The sequence below is a fragment of the Photobacterium sp. ABD4_091 genome (assembly GCF_056160145.1).
The window spans coordinates 336,400-356,529 of the sequence record NZ_JBSWWQ010000002.1 but is presented as its reverse complement, the minus strand read 5'-3'; the positions used below and the strand labels follow the sequence as shown (position 1 = coordinate 356,529).

Genomic DNA, 20,130 nt, shown 5'->3' with positions numbered 1-20,130 from the left:
AATGATTCAGTTTTAGGTTGTTAAATTAGCGCCATAACAAAACGCAATCACATCAGTGATAAGCCTTAAAGCATATTTATCAGCAGGAATCATCATGAACACATTCGCTAAGAGCTCTATTGTTTCAATCATCGGCCTGACTCTTCTTACTGGCTGTGTTAACCCTGATACCCAAGATGATCCAAACGCCCTGACCAAACAAGGTGCAGCCGGTGGTGCCCTACTTGGCCTAACTCTGGGAGCTTTGACAGGTGATGCTGACCTTGCTGTTAAAGGTGCAATTGCAGGTGGTGTTTCTGGTGGTGTAGCAGGCGCTTCTGCTGATATACAAAACAACCGTGAAAACCAACGCCACGACAGCCGCAATGATGCATTGGCTCAAATAGGTAACGGTGGCCAAGTCGCAGCAACCAACGCACAGCCACAAAACTGGGATAAGCTCGACAACTTCACAGGTAATTGGAACGTAAGTATCTGGAGTGGAGCGACTGAAAAGCCAATTAATGCAACAGCCAAAGCGGCAGGCTCACTAGCGAAGACCACCGAGGCCAGCGTTAACATTAATAACCTAAACATTGATGGTAAATCACAGGCACTGTCTATTACTGCTAACTTTGCCTACACCCCAGAAGCAGGCTATAGCCTGACCGTTACTGATAACGCAACCAATGTACCAGTGACCTTTGCCGGTGAGTACCAGCAGAACAAGAACCGTTACAACTTCTACCCAACAAATGCTCAGGCAAGCATTTACGAGAACTTTGACTCCTCAACCGTTCGTGTAGAGTTGGGTTTCGCTGGGCCGAGTGTTTGGATGGTTGACACCTACGCTCAAGTAAGCGGTCAGGAGCAAAAGATTCAGACCTACCGCTTTACAAAAGGTTAATTCAACCCAACTTAATTTCCTGTAGCGCTGTGCCTTCAAGGGCGTCAATCGAAGGCACGGCGTCTTTTTCCCTTCACTTTAACACCTTATATACTGCACACCCTCCCCCCCAAAATCCCCCCCTTCCTCACCCACCGCCATCAAAATAGCAGCAGCGCCTATAAATAGCCCCTCACTTACCCCCACGACTTCTGTGGAAAAAAACAAGAAATAAACCACACTTTGTTCGGGGACAACGGTTCAATACAACTGTTGCAAGCTTTTTAACTCGTTCTGTAGAGCACTGACCATGGTGAAGGTAATTATCAACAAGACGTTGGCTGAACATGCCAACCTTAAGGATTACAATCAAGCGCAAACCCTCTCTCCTCCTGCTTGTACTCTCCCTAAAGGGCTTTCATCAGGGGGACTGAATATGGGGTATGAAGCCATCGACCGTCACCTTGGACTGCCTTGTGAAGATAAAATAGCCATCCGCTGGATTAGCAAGAAAGACCAGGTCATGGATCTGAGCTATCGAGATCTTTACCAGCAAACGAGTCGCTTTGCCAACCTACTTCGACAGCTAGCACTTTCCCCTGGTAGCCGGGTATTTAGCCTTGCTGGGCGTAGACCTGAACTCTATATTGCTGCATTAGGCACTTTGCGTGCTGGCTGTGTATTTACCCCGCTATTTTCTGCTTTTGGCCCTGAACCCATTCGCTCCCGTATGGAAATTGGTGAAGCTAATCTGATCCTGACAACTCGCAGCCTATACCGTAAGAAACTCAAAGGCTGGTGGAATGAACTTCCCCATTTAAAGGCGGTATTGCTGATTGATGGTGATCCTGACAACGAACCAGGCTGCTTTGACTACCCCACGATGATGGCAGCGGCCGAAGACCAATTTACCTGCCATCCAACCCATGCTGAAGATAACGCATTACTTCACTTTACCAGCGGAACAACGGGAAAACCCAAGGGGGTGCTCCACGTTCACCAAGCTGTTAGTCACCATATTCTATCCGCATACTATGCCCTTGATCTAAAACCTGATGATATTTACTGGTGTACCGCGGATCCCGGTTGGGTAACAGGTACCACCTACGGGATAATTGCCCCGCTTTGCCTAGGTGTCACAATGATTATTGATGAGGCGGAGTTTGATGCGAAAAGGTGGTATTGGGTTCTGCAGGATTTTCACGTATCGGTTTGGTATACCGCTCCCACGGCAATTCGTATGCTGATGAAAGCGGGGGAATCACTGCCGGCTCAATACGATTTATCCGCCCTGAGATTTATGGCCAGTGTCGGTGAGCCGCTCAATCCAGAAGCCGTTGAATGGGGAAACCAAGTACTCGGCATGCCTTTTCACGACAACTGGTGGCAAACCGAAACTGGCGGCATATTGATTGCCAATTACCCCAGCGAACCGATAAAACCCGGCTCAATGGGCCAGCCTCTTCCTGGTATCGAGGCCGCTATTGTCAACCAAGATGAAGATGGCCAACTGACAGTCGAACAATCGCCAATGCAAGTTGGCGAGCTGGCAATCAAACCCAACTGGCCTTCGATGTTCCGCGGCTACCTCCATCAGCCCGAGAAATACCAGGCCTGTTTCGTTGGCGGCTGGTATTTAAGTGGTGACCTAGCCATGAAAGACGAAGATGGCTATTTCTGGTTTGTAGGAAGAAAGGATGACCTTATTAAGTCTTCTGGCCACCTTATCGGGCCTTTCGAAGTCGAAAGTGTCCTGATGGAACACCCTGCCGTTGCGGAAGCTGGCGTCATTGGCGTGCCCGATGCCGTAGCAGGTCAACTCGTTAAAGCATTTGTCGCTTTAAAACCTGGTATCCAGGCTGATGATGAATTGCAACAACAGTTGTTGGCGCTTGCCAGAAGTCGGCTTGGCGCAGCGGTTTCTCCCAAGGAAGTTGTCTTCCGAACCAACCTTCCGAAAACACGTAGCGGAAAGATCATGCGCCGCTTACTCAAGGCTCGTGAGCTTGGCCTGCCCGAGGGGGATATTTCAACCCTGGAGAGTGATGAACAATGACAAACCGACTCCATATAAACAGGCAGCACCTCATCGAGCAACTCCATCAAATGCTGCGTATCAGACGATTTGAAGAAAAGTGTGCTGAGTTATACGCACACGAGAAAATTCGGGGATTCCTTCACCTTTATATTGGCGAAGAAGCCATTGCGGTGGGTGTGATGTCCAGTCTTCGGCCCGATGACCAAATCGTTGCGACCTACCGGGAGCATGGCCATGCCCTTGCCCGGGGCATGAGTATGAATAGCATATTGGCAGAAATGTATGGCCGCTCTAATGGCTGTAGCCGCGGGCGGGGAGGCTCAATGCACCTTTTCGACAAAAGTTGCCACTTCTATGGCGGCAATGCGATTGTGGGAGGAGGGTTGCCGCTGGCAACCGGCCTAGCCATGGCTAACAAAAAGATGCAACGAGACGCCATTGCCGTTTGTTTTTTCGGAGAAGGTGCCGTCGCTGAAGGCGAATTTCATGAAAGCTTGAATTTAGCGGCCCTTTGGCAGCTTCCTGTCCTGTTTGTCTGCGAAAATAACCAATACGCAATGGGAACCGCGCTGAATCTATCAGAATCTGAAACAGATATTACAAAGAAAGCACAAAGTTATGGCATCAATGCCACAAAGGTCGATGGCATGAATGTTGTTGACGTAGAAGCAGTCGCCAGTAACGCTGTTGAATATATCCGTCAGCACCAACGCCCATTTTTCATCGAGTGCCAAACCTATCGATTCCGTGGGCACTCAAGCTTTGACACCCAACTCTATCGCGACAAAGCAGAAATCGCCCACTGGGAAGAAAAAGGCCCGGTCAAAAAGCTGATTCAGTGGTTGCAGAAAAACAGCCACTTCCAAGATCATGAACTCACGCAGATCGAATCTGCGATCGCCCAAGAAATCGATGCCGCTATCGCCTTTGCTGAGGCCGGTCAGTTGGAGCCAACCGAGGAACTGACCCGCTATGTTTACAGCCCGGGAAGTCGCCCACCGCCACCAGAAGTGATCAGTACCCAGCAGCCGGCTGAGCTGACCTACCGCGAAAGCCTTCGCGCCGGAATTAAAGATGCTCTCAGCCATGACCCCCGTGTATTCTTGATGGGGGAAGATGTTGGGCGTTACGGTGGATGTTATGCTGTTAGCAAAGGGCTCATTGAGCAATTCGGCCCTGATCGAATCATTGACACGCCATTGTGTGAGTCAGGTTTTGTCGGTGTCGGCATTGGCGCAGCGCTTGGCGGAATGAAACCGATTGTTGAAGTCATGACGGTGAATTTCAGCCTGCTTGCGATGGATCAGATCATCAACAGTGCTGCAACCCTGCTACATATGTCTGGCGGTCAGTTTAATGTTCCTCTGGTAATTCGCATGGCGTGTGGCGCGGGTAAACAACTGGCTGCCCAGCATTCTCACAGCTGGGAAAACTATTATGCCCATGTGCCTGGCTTAAAGGTATTAAGTCCTGCAACCCATAATGATGCGAGGTATATGCTTGGCCAGGCGCTAGTTGATCCCGACCCTGTTCTGATTTTCGAGCATGTCATGCTACTCAACGAAAACGGTCCTGTCTCCGAGGAGCCAGACGCCCCCATGGACCAAGCCATGATCAGGCGGATCGGCACCGATATCAGCTTAATTACCTACGGTGGCAGCCTGGGCAAGACTCTGGAAGCCGCGGAGCAACTCCAAAAGGAAGGGGTCAGTGCCGAAGTCATCGACCTGCGCTCCCTGAGACCACTCGATACGCCTACGATTATCGCCAGTGTAAATAAAACCCATAGAGCAGTCATCGTTGATGAGGGTTGGTATACGGGCAGCCTTGCGGGTGAAATCAGTGCCATTATCATGGAACAAGCCTTCTGGCAGTTGGACGCACCTGTTGGCCGAGTATGTACGATAGAAGTCCCAATACCTTATGCCCAACACCTCGAGCAGGCAGCACTGCCCCAATGCAATAAGATTATCGCAGCGGCAAGATCTGCTCTTGCCATAGCGGATTGGCAGGACAACACAGGTAAGCCATCCCATGGATAAAATGCAATCAGAAGACACATTGATTGATATCACGATGCCTGCTCTAGGGGCTGACATGCATGATGGCACCCTTGTTGAGTGGCAAGTCAATCTGGGTGATGAAGTCCAAAAAGGCGATATCATCGCAGTTATCGAAACCAGCAAGGGAGCCATTGATATGGAGTCCTATCATGACGGTACGATCACTGATCTGCTGGTAGAGCCCGAAATCAAACTTCCCGTCGGGAGTGTCATGGCCCGTATGACAACTGCACAGCCAGCTAATACTGAGCCAAAAGCAAATGAGAGCCAACCTTCCGCGCCAAAGCCTAACTCAAACGAGCCTACATCGGCCTTCAGCGAAGACAATTACCCCTTCCCTCCTTTTGCCCTCGCCCGCCAACATAAAAACAATGACCAACATTCGACACGGGTGCTCATTTCTCCTGCTGCTCGGCACCGGGTCGAAGAAGACCATCTTGATGTCTCGTACCTACATGGCAGCGGCCCCGAGGGCGCGATTGTACTTCGTGATTTGCCTCCCCAGATACCCACCGGCAGCAAAACGAAAACGAGCACTAAGAGTAGCCAAATGCGGCAGGCAATCAGTGAAGCAATGAGTCGTTCTAAACAGCAAATCCCACATTACTACCTTTCCTTGGAGGCTGATTTATCAAAGGCTGAGCAATGGTTAGTGCAATACAACCAGCAACGAGAGCCGGAAGACCGAATGCTGCTATCATCCCTTGTAATTACCGCCATTGCTCGGCAACTTACCAAATACCCTTCCCTGAACGGCTATTATATCAAAGGGGAATTTATCCCATCGCCTGCTGTAAATATCGGTAATGCCATTAGCTTGCGAGAAGGAGGCTTAGTCGTTCCAGCCATTCTCAATGCCAATGAACTTTCCTTAGAACAGGTCATGATAAAGCTAAAAGAGCTGGCAGAAAGGGGACGTCATGGGCACCTACGCAGCACAGAGCTCACTGACGCAACCATCACAGTAACGAGTATTGGCGAGCGCGGCGCTGATATGATCACCGGGATCATATACCCCCCTCAAGTCGCTATTATTGGGCTTGGCCGAGTGCGAGAAGCGGCCATCGTCAGTAAGGGCACGCTTACCGTGGGAAGTGTGATGACCATTACCCTCGCCGCGGATCACCGTGTCAGCGACGGCATCATCGGAGCCCGTTTTCTTCACTCCGTTGCCAAACAACTCCAAAAACCAGAGGCGCTCTACCATGATTGATCCTGCCAGCAGCATTGCCAATGCCTTGAAACGTATCGCCCCGGAAATTGACATCTCAGATATCGACCTTGATGAAGATTTGCGCGAGGAGTGCGATCTCGATTCCATGGATTTCCTCAACCTACTGGCTGCCATCAAGCAGCAGACCGGTGTCAGCATTCCCGAGGATGATTACCCCAAAGTAAGAAGCTACAGCCAGCTCATTGCCTACCTTTCGAACAGAGACCAAAGCTAGGGAGCGCATGATGGACAAACCAGAACTCATCTACTGGTACAGACAACTTCGAGCGACAGATGTCGGCCTTGTCGGTGGTAAAAATGCCAGTCTCGGGGAAATGTTAAGCCAACTTGATAAGGCCGGTATCCGGGTGCCGGATGGCTTCGCAACCAGCGCACAATTATTTCGAGATTTCCTTCACCAAAACCAACTCAATAGTCCCATCGACGACCAGCTCAATGCCATGCATGCCGGTCAGGTGAGCCTGGCTGAAGCCGGGCATGAAATCCGGAAACGGATCATCCAGGGTCATTTTACCGCCGAGCAAGAGCAGGCAATTACCAGCGCCTACCTGCAGCTGTGCCAGCACGTTTCAGCCCCAGAATTTTCAGTGGCCGTCAGAAGCTCAGCGACAGCCGAAGATCTGCCTGAAGCCAGTTTTGCCGGCCAGCAAGAGAGCTACTTGAATATCCGAGGTGAGCATCAAGTCATCGCGGCCTGCAAACAGTGCTTTGCCTCGTTGTATACCGACCGGGCCATTATCTACCGCGAAGAGCAAGGCTTTGCCCACCAGCAGGTCGCCTTATCGGTGGGCATACAGCAAATGATCGAAGCAGAATGTGCGGGAGTGATGTTCACCCTTGATACCGAAAATGGCTTCCCAGATGTCGTTATGATCAATGGCAACTGGGGCCTGGGGGAAACCGTCGTAAAAGGCACAGTGACCCCGGATCGGTTTATGGTCTTCAAACCTTTGCTCGCTGAGTCTGATAAAACACCGATTATCGAAAAGCATCTCGGCAAGAAAACAGAAAAGATGCAATTCGCTGCCACTGCCAGCGCCTCTCCCACTGTCACCCTGCCGACTAGCGAACATGAGCGCAGCCACCTGGTGCTGACGGTTCAGGAAATACTGCAGCTAAGCCGGTGGGCCGTGCTGATTGAACAGCATTATGGCCATGCCATGGATATCGAGTGGGTGAAAGACACCCATCGCCAGCGACTGTATATCGTGCAGGCCCGGCCGGAGACGGTTGAAGCACGCAAAGACACCGCGGTATTGCTCAACTACCGGCTGGACAAAAACAAGGCACCGGTATTGCTAGAGGGTGCCAGCGTTGGTGGAGCCATCGCCAGCGGCAAGACCTTTACTATCCTTTCCCCCGAAGACAGCGAACAGTTTCCCGAAGGCGCCATTCTGGTGACCGAGCGAACCGATCCCGACTGGGTTCCCCTGATGCGCAAAGCGGCGGGCATCATCACCGACTCCGGGGGGCCGACCAGCCATGCCGCAATCGTCAGCCGGGAGCTAAAAGTCCCGGCTATCGTTGGTACCGAAGAGGCCACCCGGATTTTACCATCGGGAACCCCCGTCACGATGAGCTGTGCCACTGGCGCTGTCGGGCAAATATTCGACGGTATCATCAACTTCACCACCGAGGAGATTGATCTTGCATCGCTGCCCAACACACAGACTCAAATCATGATCAACGCGGCCATGCCAGACGGTATTTTTCATTGGTGGCAACTACCAACGGCTGGCATAGGGTTAACAAGAATTGAGTTCATCATATCAAGCTTGATAGGCATTCATCCGATGGCACTGCTGCATCCCGAAAAGGTTACTGATCCCAAGGTCATGCAGGCCATACGCCAGCGCTGCACCGGGGTCGAAAGCCTGCCTGACTTCTTCGTTGAGAACCTCGCGCTCGGCGTCGGCAAAATCGCTGCCAGCCAGCACCCCAAACCGGTGATCGTAAGGATGTCGGATTTCAAGTCGAACGAATACCGCGGGCTTATCGGCGGCGAGTTCTTTGAACTGCACGAAGAAAACCCGATGCTAGGCTTGCGCGGCGCATCCCGCTATTACCATCCCCGCTACCAGGAAGCCTTCCAGCTCGAATGCCAGGCCATTGCAAAAGCACGTGATGAGATGGGCTTTAACAATATCATTGTGATGATCCCATTCTGCCGCACGGTCCAAGAAGCCGACAAGGTACTTGGCGTGATGGCCCAAGCAGGACTCGAGCGGGGTAAAAACGGGCTTCAAGTCTATGTGATGTGTGAAATACCGTCGAACATCATTCTCGCCGAGCGTTTTGCTGAGCGTTTTGATGGCTTCTCCATCGGCAGTAACGATTTGACGCAGCTGGTGCTAGGTATAGACCGGGATTCCGCCGAGCTAAAACCCATGTTTGATGCCCAGGATGATGCGGTTAAAATTTTGATTGAACAGGTGATCACGGTTGCCCACCAAAAAGGCTGTAAAGTCGGGATCTGCGGCCAGGCACCTTCCGATCATCCAGAGTTTGCCGCTTTTCTTGTCCATCAAGGCATCGACTCCATTTCCCTCAACCCTGACTCTTTTGCCAAGGGATGCAAAGTGATATCAGACGCTGAGCACCAACGCCAGGAGCGCCCCGCCACCGCCCCGCCTAAAGACAAGGAGGACTAGGCCATAGCCGATGAGATTAGGATACATTGATCACCACCAACCTGTTACCCGGGCGGCTATTGCCCGCTACTATGGAGTGGCATAAGCTCTGCCCAGGAAAAGGTTGGACCATCAGTACAGACATACCGGTTTTGCAGGTAACAGTGCCCGCATAAGCCAACGGCACAATGCATACGCCGCTCAACCGAGAGGTAAATGGCTTGAGAAGCGATGCCGTAAGCGGTAAGGTATTCAGCTGCTGCCTCCATCATTCCCTCAGGCCCGGCCAACAGCACCCTGTCTGGTTGCTCAGCGAAGGCATGAAGCACTTTGGGTAAAATCCCTACCGCGGTTCCCGGATAAAACTCTTGCTCATTAAGATCAGTCATATCTTCAACAACGGTAAAAAAAGGAACGCAGTGCTGCCAGCGCTCTCGTTCAGGGTTGAGCATCAAGGTCGCTCGACTTCTCGCGGCATAAACCACTTCAAGCTGAGTAAAACACTGTGTATCAATAAGTCGATTAATGAGACTGGCTAGAGGCGCAATGCCACACCCACCAGCAACAATGAGCAAGCGCTCTTTGGACATATCATCTACTGGCCACCCTCGGCCAAAAGGCCCTCTCGCACCAATTACATCCCCGACAGAGCAATTAAATAAGGCGTGAGTCACACTGCCCACTTGGCGTACCAAGGCGCGAAACTCACCATCTTCACCGGGTAACTCCGTAAAGGTAAAAGGCGCCTCGCCAATACCCGGCAGGCAAAGCATAAAAAATTGACCGTTTTGTGCCGTGCGCCATGCTACTTGCTGGTTTGGATCACCGTCATCCATCAGTCGAAAACGATAATGGCGGGTGTCTTGGCCATCATCATAAAAGTCGAGCACTTCAATTGGCACTGGCGTCAAATTAAACATCATCAGCAATCCTTTTCATTATGGCGTGGACACCAACAACCCCGGGGCAAGTCTGTTCACACCGCCCGCAACCTACACATCCATAGCGGCCAAATTCAGGTATAAAGTCATCGCTGAATTTGTGATACCAAAACCGCTGCATTCTTTGTCCAGCATTCTTACTCGGATTGTGAAAGCTCGCTTCCCGCTGGAACCCCTCATAGAGGCATGAGTCCCAGAACCTGACTTGAGTGGTTTCAATTTCAGATTCCTCCCCGGCTTCTGACACCGAACGAGTCGCAAAGCACGAGCAGGTAGGACACAAGGTTGTACAGCCTGAGCACCCAAGACATTGAACGCCAACCTGCAGCCAAAACTCATCAGGGATCTGCTCATTGTTAATCTTCTTGATCCCGTCGAGGATATATTGATGAGCTGGGAAAGACTGCTCGCAATGGCTGATATTTTCCCAGCGCAAACTGACATCGTGCGGTGAAGCGGGGTGCAAAGACAGTCCATCTAGAGCTTCCTTACCAGCAGCGCTTAAGATAACCAATAACCATTGCTCACTACTGAGAGGATGTAACACTATATCTGCCGTTTCATCGCGTACACTGGGACCTGCATTCACGGCCGGGCAAAACCCATGCTCACAAGGAGAAGTACAATCAATACCAACAAGCAATGCCTGGCTTCGCCTCGCCTGATAATAGGGATCTTGTTCAAAAAAAGTGTCTTGATAATGGATTGCCATCAAATCACAGCTTTTTACCCCAAAGAGAACAAACGGCGCGATATTCGGCAGGGTCTCGCGGAAGAAACGGCCATCAAAGACATACAGCGGTTCTTCGTCGCTGAAAAAGAACTGCTTCGCAGAGTGTAAGGGCTTATTGTGTTGCAAAGCCGGCCAAGATCCCCCCTCCACCTGTTGCCAGTGCACATCATTAGGTTCCCCTTCTGCCGAAGCAACCACCTGGAAGATATTCCTATCCTGGGCTAAGTGAGTACGTAACGCGTCCAATGAATCAAGCAGGTAAGTACTGTGCATACTAGCTATCCTCCTTCAGCTGCCAGACAGGGCTTGGAATATGATCAGCCGGTAAAGCAATGACTGCTACGGCACAAGCCTTCAATTCAGGCATCTTGGTTACAGGATCCTGAGCAGTATTGGTTAGTTGGTTGGAAGGCGCCTCCTTGAAATGGTAGGGCATGCTAACTAACCCAGGCGCGACATCTTTTGTTATCACTGCCCGCGTTTCCACGTAACCTCGACGCGAACGGACGCCAACAGGGCCGTACGGGTCTATGGACAGCGCCTCGGCATCCACCGGATGGATAAACAAAATCCCAGGAGGGGTCTCTCGTTCAAGCAAAGGGGATTTTCGGCTCATTGAGCCACAACCATAATGGAAGTGCAGGCGATTGGTAGTAAGAAGCAACGGATAAAACTCATCTGCAGATTCATCTATCGGTACATAATGCACTGGCGTTAGCCGGGCTCTGCCAATTGGAAAGGTCGATTGATGCAGTATACGCGTTCCTTGAGGAGCCCCATCGTTACATGGCCACTGCAAGCCAGCGTCCAGATCAAGTTTGTGATAGTTCATCCCTTGGTAAGGCGGTGTCAGCGAGGCCATTTCATCAAAGACCGCTTCGCTGTCTGGCCATTTGAGACACTCACTTCCCATTGCCTCGGCGAGGGCACTCAACCACTGCCAATCCCCTTTAGCCTCTCCGGGAGGATCGATGAGCGGTCGTATTCGCTGTACCCTTCGCTCGCAATTTGTAAAAGTGCCTGACTTTTCAGCAAAAGAAGCCGCAGGCAAAATATAATCAGCCAGCTTAGCCGTTTCGGTCATTGTCAGTTCAGCAACGACGAGTAGATCCAGCGATTTATACGCTTCACGAACATGGTTTTGGTCCGGATCGGTCACAACCGGATCCTCGCCAAATAATATCTGCGCCCTAAACTGACCAGCCAATGCCGCCTTGGTCATACCCAGCGACGTTAACCCAGCACTTTCAGCGACTTTCGTTCCCCAAGCATTAGAGAAACGCTCTTGGGTTGCTTGTTGATCTGCTAATTGATAACCAGGATAGACATTGGGCAAACATCCCATATCGCATGCCCCTTGGACATTATTTTGCCCACGCAAGGGATTTATCCCTGTCCCGGGCTTGCCAATGTGACCACATACCAATGCCAAATCAGCCAGCGCCATCACACTCGAGGTTCCCGCGACAAATTGGGTGATTCCCATACCATAAAGGATCATGGCCCGTTCCGCTTGACTGTAATACTGGGCTGCTTGACGGATTAATAGCGGTTCTAGGCCGGTTATTTCCTCAACAGATTCAGGTGTCACCTTGTCAACATGTGACGCTAAGGTTTCGAACCCCTCGCAGCGACGCTCGATAAAATCTTGATCATGCCACTGGTTACCCAAGATCACATGGATCATGGCATTTATAAGGGCAATATTGGTGCCCGGATTGAGCTGTAAGTGGATATCCGCCAGCTTCGCCAGTCGGGTTACCCTTGGGTCAACCACAATCAGGGTAGCGCCAGCAAGCTTCGCCTCGATCACCTGACCGCCCAAGACACTGTGGTTTTCAGTCGGATCTGCACCAATCACTACAATGACATCTGCCTTGAAAACATCATCAGTGCTGTTTGTCATTGCGCCAGAGCCAAGGACTTGCTTGAGTCCGGCCACTGTTGGGCTATGGCAAATCCGTGCACAATGATCGACATTGTTGGTCTTCAATACAGATCGAGCAAATTTCTGGGCGGCATAATTATCTTCATTGGTTGCCCGGGCACTGCTTATCACACCAACAGCACCGGCGCCTGATTCATCAATAATTTCTGTTAGCGCAGAGGCAATTGAGGAGAGTGCTTCATCCCAACTCACAGGGACAAACTTGTCGACTTCTCTTTTGAGGGGGTGGGTAATTCGATTCTCGGGTGAGACGGCGTAGACTGTGCTCCACCCTTTGTCACATAACTTACCTTTGCTTATAGGGTGATCCCACTGTGGGGTCACCCTACACACCCTCCCTTCACTATCACGGGCTAAGTACATTCCGCACCCAACCCCACAGAAAGGACAGACAGTTTTCACGACTTTGGACTGCATGCTGGTTGCCTGATGATTTATGCCAGATAAATTATAGCACCCAGCACTGACTCAAAGATGCTCCACCTTCAAACAGCGCTGTTCAACTAAACGCCTTCGCTCTCTAGCCTTGCTTGCGCAAGTAAATGATGTGATACACCAATCCAACCAGGACACTGCCACCAACCAAGTTTCCCAAAATCACAGGAATCAAATTCCCGATAAACCCGATCATTGTGACCGAATCAGCCACTTCAACCGAACCTGAAGCTTTGAGTAGCATTGCCAAGGGAATGAAGTACATGTTGGCAATGCTGTGTTCAAAACCAGCAGCGACAAAAGCTGAAATGGGGAACACGATGGCGACCGCTTTGTCAATCACGCTGCGGCCGGCGAGCGCCATCCATACAGCCATGCAGACCAGAACATTACACAGTACCCCACGGAAAAAAGCCTCCCAAAAGGGCAGTTCACACTTAGCAGCGGCAATCTTGGCGTACATCAGTGCAATGGCGCCGTCATTCATCCCGGTATGGCCAGAAAAAAAAGCTAACACCGCCACCCCAACAGCACCGACCAAGTTAGCCAGGCACACCACAATCCAGTTTTTTAATATTTCTCCGGTCGTGATCTTCTTATCAGCCCATGCCATCGCCAATAAGTTGTTGCCAGTAAATAGTTCAGCACCTGCCACAATAACAAGTAACAAGCCAAGGGAAAAAGTAAGCCCGCCCACAACCTGCTGAGTAGCAAACCCCAATGTGGGATCAGACTTCACCAAGGTAAAATACAAGCCACCAAGACCGATGAACGCACCAGCCAATATCCCCAGCATCACCATGGATAACAGTGGCAACCTTGCTTTCACCACCCCGATGCTGTCTACCTTCTCGGCGATTTGCTTGGGAGAGAACGCATCGAAACCAAATACATCAGCCATTACCTTTTTCCTTTCCCACAATTCATACACACAACCTAGACCAGATTGCCTAATAATCAATTAACGTCGAATTTAGGCTTCTGGGTATGCTGCCATGTACGAGCCCCCCCATCCCTGGCACCATTGCTCTGTGCAACAAGCTTTCAAGGCAGTAAACAGCCAGCCCGAAGGCCTGGATTCAGCAGAAGCCAAAAGACGCCTGGAAAGTCACGGCGCAAATAAATTACCTGATAGTCAAAAACGCTCTGTTATCTTTCGCTTTATAAGCCAATTCAATAACTTACTTATTTATGTACTACTTGCCGTCATGATCATTACGGGTTTTCTTGGCCATTGGCTTGATACCGGTGTCATTGCAGGCGTTGTTCTCATCAATGCCATTATCGGTTTTATACAAGAAGGCCGAGCTGAAGAAGCCTTGAAAGCTATCCATAGCATGTTGTCGCCCAATGCTGAAGTTATCCGCGATGGGCAACAGCAAACTATCGCGGTCGAAAATTTGGTTGTCGGCGATATCGTATTACTGCAGGCCGGAGATCGCATACCCGCAGATTTACGGCTCAGCCTAGTTAAGGGGCTGCAAATATCTGAAGCGGTACTGACCGGGGAGTCAGTTGCCATCGACAAACAATGTGAACCTGTCGAGCCTCAAGCGGAATTAGCCAGTCGCACTTCGATGGCTTTTTCCGGCACGCTAGTAACCCACGGTCTAGGGACTGGTATTGTGGTGGCAACAGGCACCCAAACAGCACTGGGGCAAATCAGTGAGTTAGTATCAAAGGTAACACCAACAGATACCCCCTTACTTAGGCAGATAGCCATTTTCGGTCGATGGTTGACTGCCACCATATTGATACTGGCCACCGCGACTTTTTCCTTTGGGGTATTAATCCGTGGTTATCCTACCTCCGAAATGTTTCTTGCCGCTGTCAGCTTGGCTGTGGCGGCTATTCCTGAGGGACTGCCAGCCATTATGACGATCACATTGGCCATCGGGGTCGAGCGAATGGCAAAGCGCCAAGCGGTGATCCGCCGCCTCCCCGCCGTTGAAACCCTAGGTTCAGTCAATGTGATATGCACAGATAAAACGGGAACACTAACCCGCAATGAGATGACGGTTCGCACGATAATCACCACAGACAGGCAATATACGCTAACTGGCACCGGCTATGATCCTCATGGGTTTCTGACAATCGGGAAACAGGCCACCTTCCCCGAAGCTAACCATCCCATCTCTTTGGCTATCAGAGCCGCAGTGCTATGCAATGACTCCACCCTGAGAAATGAAGGTAATGAATGGCGTGTACATGGTGACCCAATGGAAGGGGCTTTGCTCGTCGCAGGTGCGAAGGTCGGCCTCGATGCAGAAGAAGAAAAACAAAATTACCCCCGTACTGACCTGATCCCCTTCGAATCTGAACACCGCTTTATGGCCACGCTCCATCACAGCCATGATGGGCATGCCTTCATATTTCTCAAGGGGGCTCCGGAGCGAATCCTTGAAATGTGCAGCCAACAAATGGCCACATCAGGGCCTACCGCCATCCAGCAGGATTTCTGGTCTGAAATGATTGAACAGCAGGCGCACAATGGCCAAAGGCTTTTAGCTGTCGCTTATAGTCCTGCAAATTATGCCCAAGTTGAGCTGACTTTTACCGACATTGCTAACCAATTCATTATGTTAGGGTTGTTTGGCTTGATTGATCCCCCCCGGGATGAAGCTATAGAGGCTGTAAATGACTGCAATAAAGCCGGAATACGCGTCAAAATGATCACCGGTGACCACGCCCTGACAGCCAGAGCCATCGCAATGCAACTGGGGATGGTCAATACGGAGGAAGCCCTGACAGGCCAGCAAATGGATAGACTCAGTGACGAGGAATTATTTGAACTTGCGGGCCGAATCGATATTTATGCACGAGTCAATCCGGAGCATAAAATGCGCCTTATCAATACATTACAGCAACACGGGCAAATCGTGGCAATGACGGGGGATGGCGTCAACGATGCACCAGCCCTTAAATGCTCCGATATAGGAACAGCTATGGGACAAAACGGCACAGAAGCGGCGAAAGAGGCCTCTGAAATGGTACTTGCCGATGACAATTTTGCCACTATTACCGCAGCCGTCGAGGAGGGGCGAGCCGTATACGACAACCTCCAAAAAGCGATTCTGTTTATTCTGCCAACTAATGGTGGTGAGGCCCTAATCATTCTCACCGCAGTATTGCTAGGCTTTCAGCAATTACCCCTAACTCCAGTCCAAATCCTCTGGGTCAATATGGTCACGGCAGTGACTCTGGCTCTTTCACTGGCTTTCGAGCCCAAAGAAAAGGGCATCATGCAGCGTCCGCCCCGCCCGACAAACCAGCCGCTCCTAAGCAACCATCTCATTTGGCGAGTAGCTTTCGTCTCTGTGATCATCATGGGAGGCACCCTTGGGTTATTTCAATGGGAATTGGCACAGAATCCAGATACCGAACGTGCCCGCACAATAGCAGTTAATACGCTTGTGATGTTCGAGATCTTCTACCTCTTTAACTCACGCTTTTTTCTTGAGCCTATTTTAAACCGCCAGGGCATTATGGGGAACTATTACATCCTTCTTGCAATCAGTATCCTATGCGTGTTCCAACTTGCATTCACCTATGTGCCAATCATGCAGGTACTTTTCGGCACCTATGCGCTTGAAATCAGTGCATGGCCAAAAATTGTTATCATAGCTTCAAGCGTATTCCTATTTGTCGAAACCGAAAAAGCTATCATGCGACACTTCTTCGCCAAACCTGCATAGCCCTATGCCGAATCATTACTAATTCCCTGCTAAATTGCCACTTTGATCTCAAAAGCGCTACAAACATTTAACCATAAAAGTTACATCCAGGCTTTTGCTTGATACTATCCTTGCATTGTCCACCCAACACACAGTTCCATGCCGTTGCCCCCACCTTCATGTAAATCATTATTTACTTATAGAAAATTGATCAGTTTACTGGTGGCGGCTGCACTTATAACCTCCTCACTGCTTTCATCCGTCGTTGTTCTTAATCCTCAATTTTTCGCAAAAAACGCTGGATGGCTCACTGGTGAAAAAGTTCTTATCTGTACTTCTGAGGGGTTAAAGTGGGTTTCTGCCTCTTCCCTTGAAAGGCACAACAACCATCAGGACCATAGTGAGCATTCAGGATTTAATACCCACTGTCCTATTTTTAAACTGCATGACGGAAAAGGCTTTTCGTTCGATGGCGCCTACAATTTTGTAGGTTTTATCCAGTTTGTCGGGCACATAGGACACATTCAATCTCAACACCATGCTGTTACAAGTAAACTGTACCGAATTGCCCCCAAGCACTCTCCACCTATATCGATTATATTTTCATAAATTTAATATATTGATATCAAAAATAATTTTATTGGCATGACGCCTAATGGAGAACGTAATGAAAACAATAAAAAATATCCTGCTTGGAAGCCTATTCGCTCTAACCGCGACCGCCAACGCCCATGACTACAAAGCTGGCGATTTGCATATCGATCACCCTTGGTCGAAGCAAGTCCCGCCGACTTCTCAGGTCGCTGCGGCATTTTTCACTATCATGAACCACAGTGACAGTAGTGATGAACTATTAAGCGCTTCTTCCCCGATTGCAGGAAAAACCGAGCTCCATGCCCATATCCATGAAGATGGCATGATGAAAATGCGCGAAGTTGGAAAAATTGATATTCCAGCCCATGGTTCGCAAATGCTACAGCCAGGCGGTTATCACATTATGTTTTTTAATCTTAATGATGTCCCACAGTTAGGTGAAAGTTTCCCGCTGACGCTGAGCTTCAAAAATGCCGGTTCCGTTGAGGTCGAAGTAAAGGTTGAGGAATCGACTTACATGCCTGAAGGTATGAAGCACGAGAAAATGGATCATAGCCATCACTGATTCTAATAAGCATCTGAATAACCACTAACAGAAGCCGACAATAAGTCGGCTTTCTTCTTCCTCCTTCATGACATTTATCATTCCCTTGCAAATGCTCGGCATTTACACTGTAAAACAGTGAATAATATCTATAAGTGCCATTTATGCGTCTGGATGATCTCAAGCTGTTTACCACAGTCGTCGAACTGGGTAGCTTTTCGGCTGCCGCCAATGCACTCGATCTGCCGCGGGCCAACGTAAGCCGCCGCATAGGCGAGTTAGAAAAACACCTCAACGCCCAGTTGTTTTTCCGAACCACACGTAAACTTCGCCTTACTCAACATGGCGAAGTGCTCTATCAGGAGCTGTTGAAAGTGGTTCAGGGGATAGAAAAAGCCCAAGAAGCGATGTACCAGCTTGATAGCAAGCCAACAGGCAAGGTTAAAATCGGCGCACTCCCCGATAGCGATGAACTACTAGAACCTATCCTCACCCAGTTTCAACAAGAATTCCCTGATGTGGAACTGGACGTTCGCTTCAGTACCAATGGCTACCACGACCTGTACGAGCAAGGGCTTGATTTAAGTTTCCATGTAGGCCCACTACAAGATTCAAGCTTGGTTGCTCGCCACATTACCTCTATCCATCGTTTTTTATTGGCAAGTCCCAAATACATCGAGCAATACGGTGAACCTAACAGTATTGATGAACTCACTCACCATCGCTGCATTTGCTATCGCTGGCCTGATGGCAGAATCGAAGATACCTGGCGATTTACGGACACGAGTTTGAAAGTTAAGCCAGTGCTCAGTAGCAACAGTACAGGCTATATCCGTCGCTCCATGATCGCCGGCCAAGGGATCAGCTTCCTTCCATTGCTTCTCGCAATCAAAGCCATGGAATCCGGTGAGTTAGTCCAGATCCTCCCCGACTGCAAATCGCAGTCAGAAGATGTGTGGCTAATTTACCCCGACCGGATGGGTATAAGCCAAGCAACTCGAGTGCTTATTGACCACTTACTCGAATACTTACCCAAGGCCTTTTGACTGTTACGTTTTTTGCATCAAATATAGAGATTAACCTCAATTAGCAAGAGAAAATTTGCTTTTATTGTCACAAATACCGTGACAGTGTTTCACGGTACAGCCTGATTATCCTTTCCGCTTCAAAACTTAAAATAACACTGTTTTAAATTTATCGACTTTAAATAAAACAGCATTTTTTGAGTGGAATGGAATATGAAAACAATAACTCCCTATGTATTGGCACCGATTGCCATACTTGTTCTCAGCGGTTGCAGTGAAACAGCGCCACCAACCGCTGAAAAATCTCCGCGCCCTGTACAAACCATTGAGCTTGGCAGCCAGCACCAATTTAATACCCGTCAATTTTCTGGGGTACTAGAAGCCATAGATACCGCCAACCTTGCGTTCAAGGTACCGGGTACTATTACAGAAGTGCTAGTAAGAACGGGGGAGCACGTTAAACAGGGCCAGCTCATCGCAAGGCTAGACCCACATGATTATCAGGTTGCGGTACTTGAACTGGAAGCTAGATTGGATGAGGCTAAGGCCGCTAAAGCACTCGCGGCTATAGAGCTGAAGCGTGTGAAGCAAGCCACCCAGGATAATGCTATTGCGGCAGTCAACCTCGACCGCGCGGTATCCGGTTACAAGCGCAGCGAAGCAATGGTCAAAGTGGTTGAGCAGAACCTGCAAAAAGCCCAAGATGCCCTCTCTTACACCGAGTTAACCGCGCCTTTTGACGGTGTAGTTGGCAAGCGCTTTAGCGAGCAATTCGAACAAGCTGCGCCGGGGCTTCCTGTCTTTACTCTCCACCAGCCAAATCACCTCCAAGCGGTTGTTGATGTGCCTGAAAGCTTGATCGGCGAATTTAAAGCCCAGCCAACCGGCTCTGTATCATGGTATGGCAATAATGAGGCGATCAAAGCCACATTGAAGGAAGTGAATACCCTTCCAGATCCTATCAAACAAACATACCAGATCACCTACCAGCTGGATCAAAGCGCCTTGACCATCACTGACACCGCCCTGCCGGGCAAAGCTATTCAATTAAATGTCGCGTTTAAACAAACGGCTGGACAATATTGCATTCCCTACTCTGCTCTGAGGCAAAACGGTGAGGCGCATACGGTATTCGCTATTGAGAATGGGAAAACTCAGACAAGAACAGTGCACATCGAATCACTACAGGCTCAGCAGGCCTGTGTTACTGGCAATATAGCTGCCGGTGATCACATCATCACTGCTGGCGTGCACTACCTTCAGCCAGGGCAAACTGTTGGCAAGATCCTAACAACAGCATTGATCCAGCCGCAGAGCTTGTACAGCGAAAGCCTCATTGCTTCCGTACCAAGCCCTTCCGTACCAAGCTCCTCCGCGCCAAACAACTCAAAACCACAAAGCTAATA

General features: G+C 49.9%; 14 protein-coding genes. 10 read left to right on the top strand and 4 right to left on the bottom strand.

Annotated features, from left to right (window positions below; translation table 11 throughout):
- Window positions 1–94: 94 nt before the first annotated feature.
- The 6 genes from ACXAGQ_RS15815 to ppsA all read left to right on the top strand — a co-directional run bounded on the left by ACXAGQ_RS15815 (window position 95) and on the right by ppsA (window position 8,851).
- On the top strand, window positions 95–886 hold the full coding sequence (locus ACXAGQ_RS15815; RefSeq protein WP_475255115.1) for a hypothetical protein: 792 nt from the start codon (window positions 95–97) through the stop codon (window positions 884–886).
- Window positions 887–1,175: 289 nt separating this feature from the next.
- Window positions 1,176–2,921 carry an acetate--CoA ligase gene (acsA, locus tag ACXAGQ_RS15810; protein WP_475255114.1) on the top strand — a complete coding sequence of 582 codons (1,746 nt, stop codon included), beginning with the start codon at window positions 1,176–1,178 and terminating at the stop codon, window positions 2,919–2,921.
- The gene (gene pdhA / locus ACXAGQ_RS15805; protein ID WP_475255113.1) at window positions 2,918–4,945 is read left to right on the top strand and encodes a pyruvate dehydrogenase (acetyl-transferring) E1 component subunit alpha; all 2,028 of its coding nucleotides are present in this window, start codon (window positions 2,918–2,920) and stop codon (window positions 4,943–4,945) included. Before acsA ends, pdhA begins: the two co-directional genes overlap by 4 nt.
- The gene (locus tag ACXAGQ_RS15800) at window positions 4,938–6,179 is read left to right on the top strand and encodes a dihydrolipoamide acetyltransferase family protein (RefSeq protein WP_475255111.1); all 1,242 of its coding nucleotides are present in this window, start codon (window positions 4,938–4,940) and stop codon (window positions 6,177–6,179) included. The genes pdhA and ACXAGQ_RS15800 overlap by 8 nt, the downstream gene beginning before the upstream one ends.
- A complete protein-coding gene (locus ACXAGQ_RS15795; RefSeq protein ID WP_317523084.1) occupies window positions 6,172–6,414 on the top strand; it encodes an acyl carrier protein in 243 nt (80 codons plus the stop codon). The genes ACXAGQ_RS15800 and ACXAGQ_RS15795 overlap by 8 nt, the downstream gene beginning before the upstream one ends.
- A gap of 7 nt (window positions 6,415–6,421) precedes the next feature.
- On the top strand, window positions 6,422–8,851 hold the full coding sequence (gene ppsA, locus ACXAGQ_RS15790; protein WP_475255110.1) for a phosphoenolpyruvate synthase: 2,430 nt from the start codon (window positions 6,422–6,424) through the stop codon (window positions 8,849–8,851).
- A gap of 56 nt (window positions 8,852–8,907) precedes the next feature.
- Here ppsA and ACXAGQ_RS15785 read toward each other — a convergent pair whose 3' ends face one another.
- The 4 genes from ACXAGQ_RS15785 to ACXAGQ_RS15770 form a co-directional block, all read right to left on the bottom strand.
- Window positions 8,908–9,753 carry an FAD/NAD(P)-binding protein gene (locus tag ACXAGQ_RS15785; RefSeq protein ID WP_475255108.1) on the bottom strand — a complete coding sequence of 282 codons (846 nt, stop codon included), beginning with the start codon at window positions 9,751–9,753 and terminating at the stop codon, window positions 8,908–8,910.
- Window positions 9,743–10,777: a 4Fe-4S dicluster domain-containing protein gene (locus ACXAGQ_RS15780; protein ID WP_475255106.1), complete on the bottom strand. Its 1,035-nt coding sequence runs from the start codon at window positions 10,775–10,777 to the stop codon at window positions 9,743–9,745. Before ACXAGQ_RS15780 ends, ACXAGQ_RS15785 begins: the two co-directional genes overlap by 11 nt.
- A 1-nt stretch (window position 10,778) precedes the next feature.
- Complete coding sequence (gene fdhF / locus ACXAGQ_RS15775; protein ID WP_475255105.1) at window positions 10,779–12,869, bottom strand: formate dehydrogenase subunit alpha; 2,091 nt, start codon at window positions 12,867–12,869, stop codon at window positions 10,779–10,781.
- Between the two features lie 103 nt (window positions 12,870–12,972).
- Entirely contained in the window at window positions 12,973–13,788 is an 816-nt protein-coding gene (locus tag ACXAGQ_RS15770; protein ID WP_475255103.1) for a formate/nitrite transporter family protein, read from the bottom strand.
- Window positions 13,789–13,882: 94 nt separating this feature from the next.
- Between ACXAGQ_RS15770 and ACXAGQ_RS15765 the strand changes: the two genes are divergently transcribed.
- From ACXAGQ_RS15765 to ACXAGQ_RS15750, 4 genes are all read left to right on the top strand, one after another.
- Window positions 13,883–16,582, top strand: a complete 2,700-nt coding sequence (locus ACXAGQ_RS15765) for a cation-transporting P-type ATPase (protein ID WP_475255102.1) — start codon at window positions 13,883–13,885, stop codon at window positions 16,580–16,582.
- Between the two features lie 646 nt (window positions 16,583–17,228).
- Window positions 17,229–17,720, top strand: coding sequence for a copper chaperone PCu(A)C (locus tag ACXAGQ_RS15760; protein WP_475255100.1), 492 nt, complete (start codon window positions 17,229–17,231; stop codon window positions 17,718–17,720).
- A gap of 143 nt (window positions 17,721–17,863) precedes the next feature.
- Entirely contained in the window at window positions 17,864–18,745 is an 882-nt protein-coding gene (locus ACXAGQ_RS15755; protein WP_475255099.1) for a LysR family transcriptional regulator, read from the top strand.
- A 192-nt stretch (window positions 18,746–18,937) separates the two neighbouring features.
- A complete protein-coding gene (locus tag ACXAGQ_RS15750) occupies window positions 18,938–20,128 on the top strand; it encodes an efflux RND transporter periplasmic adaptor subunit (RefSeq protein WP_475255098.1) in 1,191 nt (396 codons plus the stop codon).
- Window positions 20,129–20,130 lie beyond the last annotated feature (2 nt).